Source organism: Agromyces sp. NPDC056523, assembly GCF_042794545.1.
Classification (GTDB): domain Bacteria; phylum Actinomycetota; class Actinomycetes; order Actinomycetales; family Microbacteriaceae; genus Agromyces.
In genome coordinates, this window is the sequence record NZ_JBHTTM010000005.1 from 39,695 (window position 1) to 56,807 (window position 17,113).

Below are 17,113 nucleotides of genomic sequence, written 5' to 3' on the forward strand. Positions count from 1 at the left end.
ATGGACACCAATCTCGCGATCATCGTGCTCGCCGCGGGCCAGGGCACGCGCATGAAGTCGGCCACCCCGAAGATCCTGCACCCGCTGGCGGGCGCGCCCATCATCGCGCACGTGCTCGCGACGGCACGTGCGCTCGACGCGGCGCACGTCGTCGCGGTCGTGCGGCACGAGCGCGACCTGGTGGCGCAGGCGATCGAGAGCGAGCTGCCCGGCACGGTCATCGTCGACCAGGACGAGATCCCGGGCACCGGCCGCGCCGTCGAGCAGGCCGTCGAGGCGCTGCCCGCCGACTTCGCGGGCGACGTGCTCGTGCTGAACGGCGACGTGCCGCTCCTGAACGCCTCGACGCTCACCGAGCTGCTCGAGCGCCACCGCGCCGACGGGCTCGCAGCCTCCGTGCTCTCGGCGCGCTACGACGACCCCAGCGGGTACGGCCGCATCGTGCGCGGTGCCGACGGCGCGTTCGATCGCATCGTCGAGCAGAAGGACGCCACCGAGGACGAGCTCGCGATCGACGAGGTGAACGCGGGCGTGTACGCCTTCGGCGCGAACGCGCTGCGCGACCAGCTCGCCAACCTGACGACCGAGAACGCGCAGGGCGAGAAGTACCTCACCGACGTCATCGAGCACCTCCGGGCCGCGGGCTCCGAGGTGAAGGCGCGTCCGGTGTCGGAGTCGTGGCTCGTCGCAGGGGTCAACGACCGTGCGCAGCTCTCCGAGACGGCCGCGAGGCTGAACGCCCTGATCGTGCGCGGCTGGCAGCTGAACGGCGTCACGATCGAGGACCCGGCGACGACCTGGATCGACCTCGCCGTCCGCATCGAGCCCGATGTCACCATCCGGCCCGGCACGCAGCTCAAGGGCGCGACGGCGATCGCGACCGGGGCTGTCGTCGGCCCCGACACGACGCTCGTCGACTGCGAGATCGGCGCGAATGCCGAGGTCAAGCGTACGGACGGAACGCTCGCCGTGATCGGCCGGGGCGCGTCCGTCGGGCCGTTCGCCTACCTCCGGCCCGGCACGGTGCTCGACGCCGACGGCAAGATCGGCACGTTCGTCGAGACCAAGAACGCCCACATCGGCGAGGGCAGCAAGGTGCCGCACCTCTCGTACGTCGGTGACGCCGAGATCGGTGTCGGCTCCAACATCGGCGCCGGGTCGATCACCGCGAACTACGACGGCGTGAACAAGCACCGCACGACGATCGGCTCGCACGTGCGCACGGGCTCGCACGGCGTGTTCGTCGCGCCCGTTACGATTGGGGACGGCGCCTACACGGGGGCCGGCACGGTCGTCCGCAAGGACGTCCCGGCCGGTGCGCTCACCGTGAACGTCGCGCCGCAGCGCAACCTCGACGGCTGGGTGTCCACGCATCGCGCGGGCTCGAAGGCCGCCGAGGCGGCCGAGGCGGCGCAGGCGACCGGGGCATCCGCCACGGAAGGCGACGAGCAGGGCCAGGACTGAGAGCGACTCCGGTGGGAAGGACAGCACACATGTCGGGAATCGAGACCACCGGATCGAAGCGCCTCGTGCTCGTCTCCGGGCGGGCGCATCCGGAGCTCGCCGAGCAGATCGCGGTCGAGCTCGGCACCGAGCTCATGCCCACCGACGCGCGCACGTTCGCGAACGGCGAGCTGTACGCCCGCTTCGACGAGAGCGTGCGCGGCACCGACGCCTTCGTGATCCAGTCGCACGCCGCGCCGATCAACGAGTGGCTCATGGAACAGCTGATCATGGTCGACGCCCTCAAGCGGGCCTCGGCCAAGCGCATCACCGTCGTGTCGCCGTTCTACCCGTACGCCCGTCAGGACAAGAAGGGCCGCGGCCGCGAGCCGATCTCCGCCCGGCTGGTGGCCGACCTGTACAAGGCGGCCGGCGCCGACCGCATCATGTCGATCGACCTCCACGCTGCGCAGATCCAGGGCTTCTTCGACGGCCCGGTCGACCACCTCTTCGCGATGCCGGTGCTGCTCGAGCACTTCCGCGCGTTGCTCGACCCGTCGACCCTCACCGTCGTCTCGCCCGACATGGGCCGCGTGCGGGTCGCCGACATCTGGTCCGACAAGCTGGGCGTGCCGCTGGCCATCATCCACAAGCGCCGCGACCCGCTCGTGCCCAACCAGGTCTCGGTGCACGAGATCGTCGGCACCGTCGAGGGCCGGGTCTGCCTGCTCGTCGACGACCTCATCGACACCGGTCGCACGATCGCGAAGGCGGCCGAGGCGCTGAAGAAGAACGGGGCGATCGGCGTCGTCGTCGCCGCGACCCACGCGGTGTTCTCGAATCCGGCCGTCGAGATCCTCCAGTCCGAGGCGATCGACCGCGTCGTCGTCACCGACACGCTGCCGATCCCGCCCGAGAAGCGCTGGGACCGCCTGACCGTGCTGCCCATCGCGCCGCTGCTCGCGCGCGCCATCCACGAGGTCTTCGACGACGGCTCGGTGACGAGCATGTTCGACGGGGCGGCCTGACCATGTCGGATGCCGCGGCGCGACCCTGGCTCGCCAGTTACGCTCCTGGCGTGCCGCATGAGCTCCCCGCGCCCACCGGCTCGCTCGTCGACCTGATCGACGCCTCCGCCGAGGCCTACCCCGACCGGCCCGCGCTCGAGTTCTTCGGACGCGTGACGACCTACGCCGAGCTGCTCGAGCAGGTCGAGCGCGCGGCCGAGGGCCTGCGCCGGCTCGGCGTGCAGCGGGGCGACCCGGTCGGCATCGTGCTGCCGAACTGCCCGCAGCACGTGGTCGCCTTCTACGCCGTGCTGCGCCTCGGCGCGATCGTCGTCGAGCACAATCCGCTGTACACGCCGCGCGAGCTGCGGCACCAGTTCGAAGACCACGGCGCCCGTGTCGTCATCGCGTGGGACAAGGTCGTGGCCTCCATCCAGGACTTCCCCGACGACTTGGCGATGCGGCACGTCATCTCGGTCGACCTGACGCGCGCCATGCCGTTCACCACGCGCGCCGCGCTGCGCCTGCCCATCGCGAAGGCACGCGAGGCGCGGGCCGCACTCACCACGCGCGTCGAGGGCACCGTGCCGTGGCACGAGCTCGTGGCATCCGATCGCATCGCCCGTCACATCCACGGGCCCGACGTGGGCGACGTGGCGCTCATCCAGTACACGAGCGGCACGACCGGCAGCCCGAAGGGTGCGACCCTGACGCACGCGAACCTGCTCGCGAACGCCGCGCAGGCACGCGCCTGGGTGCCCGAGGTCGAGCGCGGCACGTCGGTGGTCTACGCCGTGCTCCCGATGTTCCACGCCTACGGGCTCACGCTGTGCCTCACGTTCGCCATGAGCATGGGGGCGCGACTCGTGCTGTTCCCGCGCTTCGACCCCGACATGGTGCTGAAGGTCGCGCGCAAGCGGCCGCCGACGTTCCTGCCGGCGGTGCCGCCGATCTACGATCGGCTCGCGAAGGCGGCCGTCGACGAGGGCGTCTCGCTCCGCGGCATCCCGATCGCCATCTCGGGCGCCATGCCGCTGTCGGCCGACGTCGTCGAGCCGTGGGAGGCACTGACGGGCGGCTACCTCGTCGAGGGCTACGGCCTGTCGGAGTGCTCGCCGGTCCTCATGGCCAACCCGGTGGCGCCCACGCGCAAGGCGGGCACGGTGGGCCTGCCCCTGCCTGACACCGAGGCCCGCGTGGTCGACCCCGACGAGCCCACGCGCGACGTGCCCGCGGGCGAGCGCGGCGAGCTCGTCGTTCGCGGGCCGCAGGTGTTCCAGGGGTACTGGCACAAGCCCGAGGAGACCGCCGCGGTGTTCGTCGACGACCCCGCGGGCGGGGCGCCGTGGTTCCGCACGGGCGACATCGTCACGATCGACGACGGCGGCTTCGTGCGCGTCGTCGACCGCATCAAGGAGCTCATCATCACGGGCGGCTTCAACGTCGCGCCGAGCGAGGTCGAGGACGCCATCCGGCACCACCCCGACGTCGACGACTGCGCCGTGGTCGGACTGCCTGACGAGCGCTCCGGCGAGGAGGTCGTGGTCGCGGTCGTCCTGCGACCCGGCGCCTCGCTCGACGCCGAGTCGATCCGCTCGCTGGCCCGGGAACGGCTGACGCCCTACAAGGTGCCGCGACGCGTGATGCAGGTCGACGACCTGCCGCGTTCGCTCATCGGCAAGGTCATCCGTCGCCAGGTCAAGGAGCAGCTGCTCGCGGCCGAGGCGGGCACGGGTGCCGGCGAGGGCTCGGCCTAGGTCTCGCGCCCCGGTTCGATGAGCCGCGGCGCCCCGGGCATGAGCCCGAGGTTGCCGAGCAGCACGCCGCGGTCGCCCGCGCCGACCTCGGCGTAGCAGAGCCAGCCCGGGCCGCCCTCGGCGAAGAGGTCGAGGGCGACCCGGGACGAGGCGGTCGAGTGGTACGCCGTCGCGTAGATCGCGCACGCGCGGTCGGCCGCCGAGTGCCCCACGCCGTAGGCCGAGAGCACGAGCGGGAGCAGCATCCCGGCGAGCGCGACCAGCACCACGACGCGCAGCATGCGCCGACGGCGGTCGGTGCGCACAGGGCGGTCGTCGTCGTCGAACTCGGGATGCCAGTCGCTCATCCGCTCTCCTTCCCGACCACCCGACGAGCACTGGGGATCCAGCGGGCTCGTGCGACCGCGGCGGCGGCGACGACGGATGGCAGCGCCGGACGCGGTGACGTGATGGTCAGGATAACCCCGCTCACCGCGTCCGGCGCCGTCGCTCAGTGGGAGGAGGGCGTGATCTCGATCTCCGAACGGTCGCCCGACCACAGCGTGTGGAACACGCCCGGCTTGTCGACCCGCTTGTACGTGTGCGCGCCGAAGAAGTCGCGCTGGGCCTGCACGAGCGCGGCCGGCAGGCGGTCGGCGCGCAGCGCGTCGTAGTACGCGAGCGAGGAGGAGAATGCCGGGGTCGGGATGCCCGCGCCGGCCGCGACCTGCACGACACGGCGCCAACTGTCCTGCGCGCCCGCGACGGCGTCGCGGAAGTACGGGGCCGTCACGAGGGCGACGAGGCCCGGATCGGCCTCGTACGCCTCGGCGATGCGGTTGAGGAACCGGGCGCGGATGATGCATCCGGCGCGCCAGATCTTGGCGATGTCGCCCTTCTTGATGTCCCAGCCGAACTGCTCGGCGCCGGCGACGATCTCGTCGAAGCCCTGCGAGTAGGCGATGATCTTGGACGCGTAGAGGGCGCGGCGCACGTCCTCGACGAAGGCGTCGGCCTCGTCGGCCGCGACGGTCCAGTCGCCCGACGGTCCGGGCAGGTCGGCCGCGGCGTCGCGCTGGGCGCGCTTCGACGACAGGCTCCGCGCGAAGACGGCCTCGGCGATGCCGGACTCGGGCACGCCCAGCTCGAGGGCGTTCTGCACGGTCCACGCGCCCGTGCCCTTGGCGCCGGCCTCGTCGAGGATGACGTCGACGAGCGGCTTGCCGGTCGCGGCATCCACCTGGCGCAGCACCTCGGCCGTGATCTCGATGAGGTAGCTCTCGAGCTCGCCCGTGTTCCACTCGGCGAAGATGTCGGCGATCTCGGCGGGGGACTTGCCGGTGCCCTGGCGGATGAGGTCGTACGCCTCGGCGATGAGCTGCATGTCGGCGTACTCGATGCCGTTGTGCACCATCTTGACGAAGTGGCCGGCGCCGTCGGTGCCGACGTGGGTCACGCAGGGCTCGCCCTCGGCGACCGCGGCGATCGACGCGAGGATCGGACCGAGGGTCTCGTACGACTCGGCCGAGCCGCCGGGCATGATCGACGGGCCGTGCAGAGCGCCCTCCTCGCCGCCGGAGATGCCGGCGCCGACGAAGTGGATGCCGGTCGGGGCGATCTCGGCGTCGCGGCGGATGGTGTCGTGGAAGTTGGCGTTGCCGCCGTCGACGATGATGTCGCCCGGCTCGAATCGCGAGACGAGCTCGGAGATCACCGCGTCGGTGCCCTTGCCGGCCTGCACCATGATGATCGCCTTGCGGGGCTTGGCGAGCGACGCCACGAAGTCGTCGTAGCTCTCGGCGGCGACGAAGCCGGCCTCGGGGTGCTCGGTCGTGAGCGTGCGCGTGCGCTCGGGGGAGCGGTTGAAGACCGCCACGGTGTTGCCCTCGCGGCTGGCGAGGTTGCGGGCCAGGTTCGACCCCATCACGGCGAGTCCGACGACTCCGATGTTGGCGCTGGCGGGTGTGGTGCTCTCGGGCATGCTCGTGCTCCTGCGTCGGTGCGGTTTCCGGCACCACGCTAGCAGTCGGGTGCCGCTCAAGAATCAGACGTCAATCAGTATGACATCGATTAAATATGATTTGAACCCGGATGGCGCTGCCGCCGTCATCCCGTCGCCGCTTCCGCACGCGGCAGGTCCTGCCACGTCCGCGCGACGTCGTCGGCCGTCCGTCCGAGCACGCGCAGCATCGACTCGCGCGCCGCCTCGGGACGACCCGCGAGGATCGCGTCCGCCACGTCGACATGCCACTGCATCGCGTCCTCGTTGGGATGGGTCGGCATGAGCCCGCTCGACGTGCGCCCGCGCAGCACCTCGCCGACGGCGTCGCCGAGCGCGGCGAACATCTCGTTGCCCGACGCGCGCAGCACCAGCCGATGGAAGTCGACGTCGAGCTCGAGGAAGGCGTCGGCGTCTCCCGCCCGACCGGCCGTTCGCATCGACGCCGCGATGCCCATGAGCTCGCTCGCGAGCGCGGGCGGGGCGAACCGCGCCGCGAGCTCGGCCGCCACCGGCTCGATCGCGGTGCGCAGTTCGGTGAGCGAACGCAGCTGCGCGCCCTTCTGCGCGGACTCGAGCCGCCACCTGATGACCGAGGGATCGAACAGGTTCCACGACCGCATCGGCAGCACGCGGATGCCCACGCGCTTCACCGTCTCGACGAGGCCGAGGGACTGCGCGACGCGCACCGCCTCGCGCACGACCGACCGTGAGACGCGCAGGTCGTCCTCGAGCGCGTCGGTCCGGAGGACCGTGCCCGGCGCGAGCTCACCCGACACGATCCGCGTGCCGAGGTGCTCGACGGCCAGGTCGTGCAGGCGGGAGCTCATGCGTCGAGGATAACGGCGGCGTCTCGGCGGCGAGGCGGCAGCGATACGGCCGCCCGCGGCATCCGCTAGACTGGGCGATTGAACTTCGGCGAGGGATGCCGCCGAAGGCCGGGTCCGCCCGGTCGTGGCATCCGTGATCGACGCGGTGGAAGCGAGCTTGACGGCTGTTCCTCACGCGCATGCGTTCGAGTAGAAGACAGACACCCCACTCTGGGCCCGAGAGCCCGCAAGGAGCCATCATCATGGACGAAGACAACAAGGTCGTCGCCGAAGCGCGCGAGACGTTCGGCAAGGGCGCGGCGCGCAAGATCCGCGCCGCCGGCAAGATCCCCGCCGTGCTCTACGGCCACGGCACCGACCCCCGCCACCTCACGCTGCCGGGTCACCAGATCCTGTTGCTGGTGCGCAAGGCCAACGCGGTGCTCGAGCTCAAGATCGGCAGCAAGACCGAGCTCGCCCTGGTGAAGGACGTCCAGAAGGACCCGGTGCACCAGATCATCGAGCACCTCGACCTCATCGTCGTCAAGCGCGGCGAGAAGGTCCAGGTCGAGGTGCCGGTGCACGTCGAGGGCGAGCCCGAGTCCGGCACGATCGCCGACCTCGACGCCACCACGCTCTCGCTCGAGGTCGAGGCCACCCACATCCCCGAGAACGTCGTCGTCAGCGTCGAGGCCCTCGAGGACGGCACCAAGCTGTTCGCGAGCGACGTCGAGCTGCCCAAGGGCGCCACGCTGCTCAGCGACCCCGAGACGCTCGTCATCAACGTGCACGTTCCGCAGAAGGTCGACCTGGGCGAGGAGCTCGAGGCGGCCGAGGGCGAAGAGGGCGCCGAGGGCGAGGAGGCCGAGGGCGCCGAGGAGACCACGGAGGAGTCGGCCGAGTAGCCGTCCGCGATCCGTCGCATCCGTCGCGAGGGCTCGCGGCGCCGCATCCGGGTACGCTCGGATCGCGGGGCCGCGGGCCCTCCGCCGTTCCCACCCACCAGTCCGGAGGCACCAGTGGACCTGCTCGACCGCCTCCTGCGCCGCCGGAAGGACGAGGCCGTGCCTGACAACACCTGGCTCGTGGTCGGCCTTGGCAACCCCGGCGCCCAATACGCCGGCAACCGGCACAACGTCGGCCAGATGGTCGTCGACGAGCTCGCGGCCCGCGTCGGCGTGAGCTTCAAGAGCCACAAGACGCCCGCGCGCGTCGCCGAGGGATTCCTCGGACCGGGCCGCCCCAAGCTCGTCATCGCGAAGCCCAACGGCTACATGAACACCTCCGGCGGTCCCGTGTCGGCACTGCTGAAGTTCTACTCGCTCGGCGCCGACCGGCTCATCGTGGTGCACGACGAGCTCGACATCCCCTTCGACACCGTGCGGCTGAAGCGCGGCGGCGGTCACGGCGGCCACAACGGCCTGCGCGACATCCAGAAGGCCGCGGGCTCGCCCGAGTTCACGCGCGTGCGCGTCGGCATCGGGCGGCCGCCGGGCCGCATGGATGCCGCGGACTTCGTGCTGCGCGATTTCGCCGGCCCCGAGCGCGACGCCCTGCCGAACCTGCTGTCGGATGCCGCGGACGCGGTGGAGGCCGTCGTCGAGCACGGGCTCGTCGCCGCGCAGCAGAAGTTCCACTCCCCGGCCTGACCCGAGCCGGGACGGGTCAGATCAGGCCGCGGAGGAACTCGTCGGGTGACGTCCCGGCCGCGCGGGCGCGCTCGAGCAGCCGCGTGTGCTCCTCGGTCGTGAGCTCGAGGGTCAGGGTCGTCCAGTCGGCGGACGGATCGTCGAAGTCGAAGAGCACGGCATCGGCGCCGGCACGGTCGTCGCGGAGGTCGGCGTCGGTGGGCGCCGCCGCCGTGACCTCCGTCTCGAGGTCGATCTCGGGAAGGGACGGCGAGACCAGCGCGTCGACCGCGGGTTCGCACGCGCCGCTCCACCCGGGCCCGGCCGGGATGTCGCCGCCGCGCTGGTAGGCGGTCGCGACCGCGCGCGCCCGCTCGTCGGCCGCCTCGTTCATGGGATGGCCGGCGTGCCCGCGCACCCACTCGAAGCGGTAGCGGCGACCGCGGAGCGCCTCGTCGAGCGACTGCATGAGCTCGAGGTTGAGCACGGGGGAGCCGTCGGCCTTGCGCCAGCCCTTGCGCTTCCAGTTCGGCATCCACTTCGTGAGGGCGTTGATGACGTACTGGCTGTCGCACTGCACGAGCAGTTCCTCGTCGAGGTGCGCCGTCGCGCGGAACAACTCGAGGACGGCCGTGAGCTCGCCCTGGTTGTTGGTGCCGCGCGGCCAGCCGCCCGCGGCCCAGCACGCGTCGTCGACGTACCAGGCCCACCCGGCGGGCCCCGGATTGCCGAGCGCGGATCCGTCGGCGGCGGCGATGATCATTCGGGTCCTTCCGATCGGAGCGGGCGGCGACCATGCTATCGGCGGCCACCGTCCTCGACCGCGTGTCAGGGGCCGCGCGTAGACTGCTCCGGTGATCCTGCAGGGCTTGAACACGGCGCTTTCGCGCGCCTCCACGATCGACCGAGCCCTGGCCGAGGCCGAGCGCAACGCCGACTTCTCGGCTCCCGCGGGGCTCGACGCACCGCTCATCGCCGCCCTGCTCGAGCGCCGAGCCGCGGCCGGGCACCCGCCGGCCCTCTTCGTCGTCACGGCGACCAGCCGCGAGGCCGAGGCGCTGCGCGCCTCGCTCGAGCCGTACCTCGACGGCGCCGAGGTCCTCGAGTTCCCCGCCTGGGAGACGCTGCCGCACGAGCGACTGAGCCCCAGCGCCGAGACCGTGGGCCGGCGCCTGCACGCCCTGCGGCGCCTGCGCGCATGGGCCGGCGAGGGGGCGGGCCACCCGCTCGTCGTCGTCGCGTCGGTGCGCGCGGCGCTGCAGCCCGTCGCCGACAATCTCGGCGACCTCGAGCCCATCGAGCTCGTCGCCGGCGGCCGCGGGTACGACCTGACCGACATCGCCGAGCGCCTGGTCGACCTCGCCTACGCGCGCGTCGACATGGTTGCGCGCCGCGGCGAGTTCGCGATGCGCGGCGGCATCCTCGACGTGTTCCCGCCGACCGCCGACCATCCGGTGCGCGTCGACTTCTTCGGCGACGAGGTCGAAGAGCTCAGGGCGTTCTCGGTGGCCGACCAGCGTTCCCTGCCCGATCGCGTCGAGCGCGTCGCCCTCGCGCCGAGCCGCGAGCTGCTGCTGACCGAACCGGTGCGGCAGCGAGCGCGCGAGATGGTGCACGAGTTCCCGAACCTGTCGGGCATGCTCGAGAAGCTCGCCGAGGGCATCCCGGTCGAGGGCATGGAGTCGCTGGCGCCCGCGCTGCTCGAGCGGCTCGTGCCGGTCACCACCTACCTTCCGGCCGGTGCCGCCGTCGCCGTCGTCGCGCCCGAGCGCGTCGCCACGCGCGCCGTGAACCTCGCCGAGACGAACCGCGAGTTCCTCGCCGCCGCGTGGAACGCCGCCACCGCCGGCGCCGCCGCTCCCATCGACCTCGAGGCCGGCGACTTCCTGACCCTGCGCGAGCTCCGCGCGTCCGCGCTGTTCACCGCACCCGGCGAGCCCGACCCGCAGCGCGCATGGTGGACGTTCTCGAGCTTCGACCAGGGCGACGCCGCCGAGGCGATCGGCGAGACGCTGGGCGACGCCGATGGCGCGTACGTCCGCGTCACGGCGTCGGCCGTCCCCAGCTTCCAGGGCAACGTCGAGGGTGCCGTCTCGCACGTCGGCGACCGCCTGCGCGACGGGTGGAGCCTCGTGGTCGCGGCCGCCGGGCACGGGCTCGTCGAGCGCGCCCGCGACGTGCTCGCCGAGCACGGGCTGGCCGGCCGGCTCGTCGATGCGGTGCCCGCCGAGCTCGAACCCGGCGTCGCATACCTCGTCCAGGCCCAGGCGTCGGCAGGCTTCGAGGTGCCCGAGGCGAAGCTCGGGCTGCTCTCCGAGGCCGAGTTCTACGGCCGGTCGGCCGGGTACGACACGCGGCAGGTCAAGAAGCTCGCGAGCCGCCGGCGCAACGTCGTCGATCCCCTGCAGCTCAAGCCCGGCGACCACGTCGTGCATTCCACGCACGGCATCGGCCGCTTCGTCGAGCTCGTGCAGCGCGAGGTGGCCACCGGTACGCGGCCGACGGGCCCGAGTCGCACCGCGGGCATCAAGCAGGCGCCGACCGCGATCCGCGAGTACGTCGTGCTCGAATACGCACCGTCCAAGCGCGGCCAGGCGGGCGACCGCCTGTTCGTGCCGATGGACCAGCTCGACCTCCTGTCGCGGTACGTCGGCGGAGAGGCGCCGAGCCTGTCGAAGATGGGCGGCAGCGACTGGGCGTCCGCCAAGAGCCGCGCCCGCAAGGCGGTGCGCGACATCGCGGTCGAGCTCGTGAAGCTCTACTCGGCGCGCATGGCGGCGAAGGGCCACGCGTTCGGCGCCGACACGCCATGGCAGCACGAGCTCGAGGAGGCGTTCCCGTACGCCGAGACGCCCGACCAGCTGCAGACCATCGACGAGGTCAAGGCCGATATGCAGCGACCCATCCCCATGGACCGCCTGCTCGCCGGCGACGTCGGCTTCGGCAAGACCGAAGTCGCGGTGCGTGCGGCATTCAAGGCCATCCAGGACGGCAAGCAGGTCGCGATGCTCGTCCCGACGACGCTGCTCGTGAAGCAGCACCTCGAGACCTTCTCCGAGCGGTTCGCGGGCTTCCCCGTGCACGTGCGCGCGCTCAGCCGGTTCCAGTCCGACAAGGAGGTCCGCGAGACCGTCGCCGGGCTGGCGGATGGCACGGTCGACATGGTCATCGGCACGCACCGCATCCTCACCGAGAAGGTCTCCTTCAAGGACCTGGGCCTGCTCGTCATCGACGAGGAGCAGCGCTTCGGCGTCGAGCACAAGGACCAGCTCAAGAAGCTCAAGACCAACGTCGACATCCTCGCGATGAGTGCGACGCCCATTCCGCGCACGCTCGAGATGGCGGTCACGGGCATCCGTGAGATGTCGACGCTCGCGACACCTCCCGAAGACCGCCACCCGATCCTCACGTTCGTCGGACCGTACTCCGAGCAGCAGGTCGGCGCCGCGATCCGCCGCGAGATGCTCCGCGAGGGCCAGGTGTTCTTCGTGCACAACCGCGTGTCGTCGATCAACCGGGTCGCCGCGCAGCTGGCCGAACTCGTGCCCGAGGCACGCATCGCGGTCGCCCACGGCCAGCTGAACGAGCACGTGCTCGAGCAGATCGTGGTCGACTTCTGGGAGCGCAAGTTCGACGTGCTCGTCTCGACGACCATCATCGAGACCGGCCTCGACATCTCGAACGCCAACACGATCATCATCGACCGCGCCGACAAGTACGGGCTCAGCCAGCTCCACCAGCTGCGAGGCCGGGTCGGGCGCGGCCGCGAGCGCGCCTACGCGTACTTCCTCTACGACCCAGCCAAGCCGCTCAGCGAGACCGCGCACGACCGGCTCGAGACGATCGCCGCCAACAACGAGCTCGGCGGCGGCATGCAGATCGCGCTGAAGGACCTCGAGATCCGCGGAGCCGGCAACCTGCTCGGCGCCGAGCAGGCGGGGCACATCGCAGGCGTCGGGTTCGACCTCTACCTGCGGATGATCGGCGAGGCGGTCAACGCGTTCCGCGGCGAGGTCGCCGAGGGCCAGACCGAGCTGCGGCTCGAGCTGCCCGTCGACGCGCACATCCCCGAGGAGTTCGTCGACTCCGAGCGCCTGCGGCTCGAGGCGTACCAGAAGCTCTCCGCCGCGAGCGGTCCGGCCGCCAAGGAGGGTCAGATCGACCTCGTGGTCGAGGAACTGGCCGACCGGTACGGCGCGCCGCCCGAGGCCGTCGAGCACCTCGTCGCGATCTCGCGCCTGCGCCGGAAGGCGCAGCTCGCCGGACTCTCCGACGTGATCGCGACGGGCTCGAAGCTGCGCATCGCGCCCGCGAGGCTGCCCGACTCCCGCCGCGTGCGGCTCGAGCGCATGTACCCGGGCGCCAAGCTGTTCCCGCAGAACGACGTCATCCTCGTGCCGTTCCCCACGCCCGGCGGTGAGGCGCCCGGCGACGCCGACCTCATCGAGTGGGTGTCCAACCTCATCGGCGTCATCTTCCCGGCCGAGCCCGTGCCGGCCGAGGGCGCTGCGGCGGCGACCGCGGGCTGAGCCGGCGGGCAGCGTCTCAGCGCGAGAGCGCCCCGCCCACGCCCTCGGCTGCACCCCGCCGTCGGTACGCGCGCGACCGGAGGCTCACCGCGAGCGCCGAGACGACCACGGCGACGCCCGAACCGAGCAGCACCGCGAGAGTGCCCTGGTCCGCGACATCCGGGAACTCGCTGAAGGCCAGCTCGTTCATGAGCAGCGACACCGTGAAGCCGATGCCGCCGAGCGCGCCCACCGTGGCGATGTCGGCCAAGGTCAGCGGCGTCTGGCCCGCACGGCGTCCCACGACATGCGCCGCGACGCCGCCGATGAGCGTGATGCCCACGAGCTTGCCGACCGGCAGCCCGACGACGATGCCCCAGAACGCGGGATCGAACTCGCCGGGGCTGACCGCGGGCACGGGCACCAGCGCCGCCGAGAACGCGAACAGCGGCAGGATCACCCCGTTCGACCACGGCTCGAGCGCGTGCACTGCGCGGCCGGCGGGGCGGCGCGACATGACGAGTCCGAGCATGACGCCGGCGATCGTGGCGTGCACGCCCGAGAGGTACACGAAGCTCCATGCCATCACCCCGAGCACGCACAGCAGCACGATGATCGGCCACTGCGGGCGCCGTGCCAGCACGTACGGCGATCGCGGCCGCAGCAGGCGGCTCGTGACGCCGAACAGCGTCACGGTGATCGCCGCGAACCCGAGCCAGGCGAGGTCGACGTCGGACGTGAAGAAGAACGCGATGATGAGGATCGCGACCAGGTCGTCGAGCACCGCCAGCGCGAGCAGGAACACGCGCACCCGGGTCGGGATGAACCGGCCGAACATGGCCAGCACGCCGAGCGCGAACGCGATGTCGGTCGCCGTGGGCACGGGCCAGCCGTCGGCCGTCGGTCCGGAGCCCGCGAACGCGAGGAAGACGAGCGCGGGCACCACGACGCCGCCGAGCGCGGCGATCGCGGGCAGCGCGGCCTTGGCGACGCCGTTGAGCTCGCCGATCACGAGCTCGCGGCGCAATTCGACCGCGACGATGAAGAAGAAGACCGCCAGCAGCCCGTCGCTGATCCAGTGCCCGAGTGACAGGTCGAGCGCCGTACCCGGGACGACGACGTGCGCGTGCTCGGCGTCGATGAGGGACGCGCCGATCGGCAGGTTGGCCAGCAGCAGGCCGAGGACGGCGGCCACGAGCAGCAGCGACGCGGACACGCGCTCGGAGCGGAGGACGTTCATGGCACCTCGGGCGGATCGGGCGCGGGAATCCGCGCGAGACGGCGACGACGACGCTGACGCATCGGCCGACCAGGCTTCCCGGCACTCCTGCGTCCACCCTATCGGCCGGGCGGATTAGGCTCGCAGCGGGGACCCGGCACGGTCCCGGGAGGCGGTGGAGGATGACGCGGACGACGGGCGGACATGAGACCGACGCCTCGATCGCGGCGACGACGGATGGCGCGACACGCGCCCGGGCGACAGGCGACGGCCTGCTCGAGCTCGTCGCCATGGTCGGCCGCCTGCGCGGCCCGGGCGGATGCCCGTGGGACGCCGACCAGACCCACGAGTCGCTCGTGCAGTACCTCGTCGAGGAGTGCTGGGAGCTCATCGACGCCATCGAGTCGGGCAGTCGCGAGGAGATGATCGAGGAGCTCGGCGACGTGCTCTACCAGGTGCTCTTCCACGCCGACCTCGCCGCGCACACCCCCGGCGAGGACTACGACATCGACGACGTGTCGCGCCACATGACCGCCAAGATGGTGGCGCGCCATCCGCACGTCTTCGGCGATCGCGAGGCCGAGACGGCCGCCGACGTGGTCGCGTTCTGGGACGACCTCAAGGCCAGTGAGAAGCCTCACCGCACGAGCGTGCTCGACGGGGTGCCGCAGGGCATGCCGGCGCTCGCGCTCGCGCAGAAGCTGCTCGGCAAGGCCGAGAAGGTCGGGGTGACCCGCGAGCCGACGGATGTCGCGTCCGCGCCGGCCACGGAGGAGGAGCTCGGCGACACGCTCATCGCGCTCGTCGCCTCGGCCCGCGCCCAGGGGCTCGACGCCGAACGGGCGCTGCGGGGCGCCATCCGCTCGCTGCAGGAGGACGTTCGCGCCGCCGAGGCCTGAGGACGCCGGGCTGAGTCGGGTTGCAAGGCCCTGGATCGCATCGCGGTCGCGGCGTAGCCTGCGGGCATGGCCATCGAATGCACGGCGCTGCACGAGTTCTTCGGCCGCTACGGCGCCGCGCTCGAGAACTTCGACGCCCGCACGTCGGCCGCGCTGTGGGGCGCGCCGCGCGCGATGCTCTCCGACGCGTTCGCCGGCGCGCTCGGCAGCGACGGCGAGGTGGCGGCCGTGCTCGAGCAGTCGTATCCGCTCTACCGGAAGCTCGGTCTCGCGGGGGTCGAGTTCGACGTGCTCGAGGAGGTGCCGATCACCGAGCACATCACGCGCGCACGGATCCGCTGGCACTTCCTCGACGCCGACGGCGAGCGGATGAGCCGCAGCGACTACGAGTACTACGTGCAGCGTGACGACGGCGGCGCGCGACCGTGCGCTTCGCGCTCGGCATCGACGACGCCGAGCAGCTCGCCGCCCTCATGCGCCGAAAGGGGCTCGACGTACCGGGCTGAGTCGGGCCGCCGGGTTCGGGCAGCGCCATCCGCTGCTGGAAGAATGGACGGCATGGCCCAGACCGTGACGCCCCCGCGCGGCATGCGCGACTTCCTGCCCGCCGAGAAGGCCCGCCGCGAGCACGCGCTCTCGGTGATCCGCGGGGTGTACGCGACGCACGGCTTCGACGAGATCGAGACGCCCGTCATGGAGGACTCGTCGCGCCTGCACGCGGGTCTCGGCGGCGACAACGAGAAGCTCGCGTTCGCGGTCATGAAGCGCGGCATCACGCACGACGACCTCGCGGCGGCCGCGGCATCGGGCGACGCGCTCGCCCTCGCCGACCTCGGGCTGCGCTACGACCTCACGGTGCCGCTGGCCCGGTTCTACGCGACCCACCGGGCCGCCCTGCCGCCGGTGTTCCGCGCGATCCAGATCGCGCCGGTGTGGCGGGCCGAGCGCCCGCAGAAGGGTCGCTACCGCCAGTTCGTGCAGTGCGACATCGACATCATCGGCGAGGCCGGGTCGCTCGCGGAGCTCGAGCTGCTCACCGCGACCGTCGCGGCGCTCGACGCGCTCGGGCTGTCGGGGTGCCGCATCCGGCTGAACGACCGGCGCATCCTGTCGGGGATCCTCGCGTCGTGGGGCGTGGCCGAGGACCTGCGCGAGCGCGCCCTCATCACGATCGACAAGCTCGACAAGATCGGCCCCGACGGCGTCGCCGCCGAGCTCGCGACCCTCGGTGTCGAAAAGCCGGATGTCGCGGACGAGCTGCGCCAGCTCGCGAACGCGGACTGGTCGCTGGCCGACGGCGGCGCGCAGCCGCCCGCGTGGCTCGACCTCGACGCGTACCGCGACCTCATCGCCTTGCGCGACGCCGTGCCGGGCACCGGCATCGACTTCGACCCCACGCTCGTGCGGGGCATGGGCTACTACACCGGCACGATCTTCGAGATCGCGCACCCCGACTTCGGCTACTCGCTCGGCGGCGGCGGCCGCTACGACCACATGATCGGGCGGTTCCTCGGCCAAGAGGTGCCCGCATGCGGGTTCTCCATCGGGTTCGAGCGCATCGTCGACCTGCTCGCCGTGCGCGATGAGGGCCGCCCGCGGTCGGTCGTGCTCGTGTACGACGCCGAGCTCGAGCCCGCCGAGCTGCTCGGCCTCAAGCACGAGCTCCTGGCATCCGGCATGCGCGTGCGGTTCGAGCGCCGCGCGAAGAACCTGCGCGGGCTGCTCGATCGCGTGAGCGCCGACGGCTTCGACGCCTGGGCGTCCGTGACGGCCGACACGACGGATGCCGCGTCGCTGGCGTTCCGCGACCTCGGCGCGTAGCCCGCACCCGCTGCACCGCGGTACCCGCGCCTGCACGTTCTCGA

Annotated in this window: 13 protein-coding genes; 8 read left to right on the plus strand and 5 right to left on the minus strand. The window is 71.9% G+C overall.

The window, feature by feature from the left end; genetic code table 11:
- From glmU to ACFQ58_RS15580, 3 genes are read left to right on the plus strand one after another with little or no spacing between them, the layout of a single operon-like run.
- The gene (glmU, locus tag ACFQ58_RS15570; RefSeq protein WP_376952077.1) at positions 1–1,464 is read left to right on the plus strand and encodes a bifunctional UDP-N-acetylglucosamine diphosphorylase/glucosamine-1-phosphate N-acetyltransferase GlmU; all 1,464 of its coding nucleotides are present in this window, start codon (positions 1–3) and stop codon (positions 1,462–1,464) included.
- A 29-nt stretch (positions 1,465–1,493) separates the two neighbouring features.
- The gene (locus ACFQ58_RS15575) at positions 1,494–2,471 is read left to right on the plus strand and encodes a ribose-phosphate diphosphokinase (RefSeq protein ID WP_376952078.1); all 978 of its coding nucleotides are present in this window, start codon (positions 1,494–1,496) and stop codon (positions 2,469–2,471) included.
- 2 nt (positions 2,472–2,473) lie between these two features.
- On the plus strand, positions 2,474–4,207 hold the full coding sequence (locus ACFQ58_RS15580; RefSeq protein WP_376952079.1) for a long-chain-fatty-acid--CoA ligase: 1,734 nt from the start codon (positions 2,474–2,476) through the stop codon (positions 4,205–4,207).
- Here the strand turns inward: ACFQ58_RS15580 and ACFQ58_RS15585 are convergent.
- The 3 genes from ACFQ58_RS15585 to ACFQ58_RS15595 form a co-directional block, all read right to left on the minus strand.
- Positions 4,204–4,554, minus strand: a complete 351-nt coding sequence (locus ACFQ58_RS15585; RefSeq protein WP_376952080.1) for a hypothetical protein — start codon at positions 4,552–4,554, stop codon at positions 4,204–4,206. The genes ACFQ58_RS15580 and ACFQ58_RS15585 overlap by 4 nt on opposite strands.
- A 143-nt stretch (positions 4,555–4,697) precedes the next feature.
- On the minus strand, positions 4,698–6,167 hold the full coding sequence (gndA, locus tag ACFQ58_RS15590; protein ID WP_376952081.1) for an NADP-dependent phosphogluconate dehydrogenase: 1,470 nt from the start codon (positions 6,165–6,167) through the stop codon (positions 4,698–4,700).
- A 125-nt stretch (positions 6,168–6,292) separates the two neighbouring features.
- Positions 6,293–7,015 carry a FadR/GntR family transcriptional regulator gene (locus ACFQ58_RS15595; RefSeq protein ID WP_376952082.1) on the minus strand — a complete coding sequence of 241 codons (723 nt, stop codon included), beginning with the start codon at positions 7,013–7,015 and terminating at the stop codon, positions 6,293–6,295.
- Positions 7,016–7,257: 242 nt separating this feature from the next.
- On the opposite strand from ACFQ58_RS15595, the gene ACFQ58_RS15600 reads away from it, so the two are divergent.
- Entirely contained in the window at positions 7,258–7,899 is a 642-nt protein-coding gene (locus tag ACFQ58_RS15600; protein WP_376952083.1) for a 50S ribosomal protein L25/general stress protein Ctc, read from the plus strand.
- Positions 7,900–8,058: 159 nt separating this feature from the next.
- Positions 8,059–8,643, plus strand: a complete 585-nt coding sequence (pth, locus tag ACFQ58_RS15605; RefSeq protein WP_376952084.1) for an aminoacyl-tRNA hydrolase — start codon at positions 8,059–8,061, stop codon at positions 8,641–8,643.
- A gap of 16 nt (positions 8,644–8,659) precedes the next feature.
- Here pth and ACFQ58_RS15610 read toward each other — a convergent pair whose 3' ends face one another.
- Positions 8,660–9,385, minus strand: a complete 726-nt coding sequence (locus ACFQ58_RS15610; RefSeq protein ID WP_376952085.1) for an RNase H family protein — start codon at positions 9,383–9,385, stop codon at positions 8,660–8,662.
- Between the two features lie 91 nt (positions 9,386–9,476).
- Between ACFQ58_RS15610 and mfd the strand changes: the two genes are divergently transcribed.
- A complete protein-coding gene (gene mfd / locus ACFQ58_RS15615; protein WP_376952086.1) occupies positions 9,477–13,151 on the plus strand; it encodes a transcription-repair coupling factor in 3,675 nt (1,224 codons plus the stop codon).
- Positions 13,152–13,167: 16 nt separating this feature from the next.
- Here mfd and nhaA read toward each other — a convergent pair whose 3' ends face one another.
- Positions 13,168–14,370, minus strand: coding sequence for a Na+/H+ antiporter NhaA (nhaA, locus tag ACFQ58_RS15620; protein WP_376952087.1), 1,203 nt, complete (start codon positions 14,368–14,370; stop codon positions 13,168–13,170).
- 161 nt (positions 14,371–14,531) lie between these two features.
- Between nhaA and ACFQ58_RS15625 the strand changes: the two genes are divergently transcribed.
- On the plus strand, positions 14,532–15,248 hold the full coding sequence (locus ACFQ58_RS15625; protein ID WP_376952088.1) for a MazG family protein: 717 nt from the start codon (positions 14,532–14,534) through the stop codon (positions 15,246–15,248).
- A 558-nt stretch (positions 15,249–15,806) separates the two neighbouring features.
- On the plus strand, positions 15,807–17,069 hold the full coding sequence (hisS, locus tag ACFQ58_RS15630) for a histidine--tRNA ligase (RefSeq protein ID WP_376952289.1): 1,263 nt from the start codon (positions 15,807–15,809) through the stop codon (positions 17,067–17,069).
- Positions 17,070–17,113: the final 44 nt, after the last annotated feature.

Coding starts and splice junctions, on each gene's coding strand:
- glmU (WP_376952077.1), top strand. CDS start 1: ATGGACACCAATCTCGCGATCATCGTGCTCGCCGCGGGCCAGGGCACG.
- ACFQ58_RS15575 (WP_376952078.1), top strand. CDS start 1,494: ATGTCGGGAATCGAGACCACCGGATCGAAGCGCCTCGTGCTCGTCTCC.
- ACFQ58_RS15580 (WP_376952079.1), top strand. CDS start 2,474: ATGTCGGATGCCGCGGCGCGACCCTGGCTCGCCAGTTACGCTCCTGGC.
- ACFQ58_RS15585 (WP_376952080.1), bottom strand. CDS start 4,554: ATGAGCGACTGGCATCCCGAGTTCGACGACGACGACCGCCCTGTGCGC.
- gndA (WP_376952081.1), bottom strand. CDS start 6,167: ATGCCCGAGAGCACCACACCCGCCAGCGCCAACATCGGAGTCGTCGGA.
- ACFQ58_RS15595 (WP_376952082.1), bottom strand. CDS start 7,015: ATGAGCTCCCGCCTGCACGACCTGGCCGTCGAGCACCTCGGCACGCGG.
- ACFQ58_RS15600 (WP_376952083.1), top strand. CDS start 7,258: ATGGACGAAGACAACAAGGTCGTCGCCGAAGCGCGCGAGACGTTCGGC.
- ACFQ58_RS15610 (WP_376952085.1), bottom strand. CDS start 9,385: ATGATCATCGCCGCCGCCGACGGATCCGCGCTCGGCAATCCGGGGCCC.
- nhaA (WP_376952087.1), bottom strand. CDS start 14,370: ATGAACGTCCTCCGCTCCGAGCGCGTGTCCGCGTCGCTGCTGCTCGTG.
- ACFQ58_RS15625 (WP_376952088.1), top strand. CDS start 14,532: ATGACGCGGACGACGGGCGGACATGAGACCGACGCCTCGATCGCGGCG.
- hisS (WP_376952289.1), top strand. CDS start 15,807: ATGGCCCAGACCGTGACGCCCCCGCGCGGCATGCGCGACTTCCTGCCC.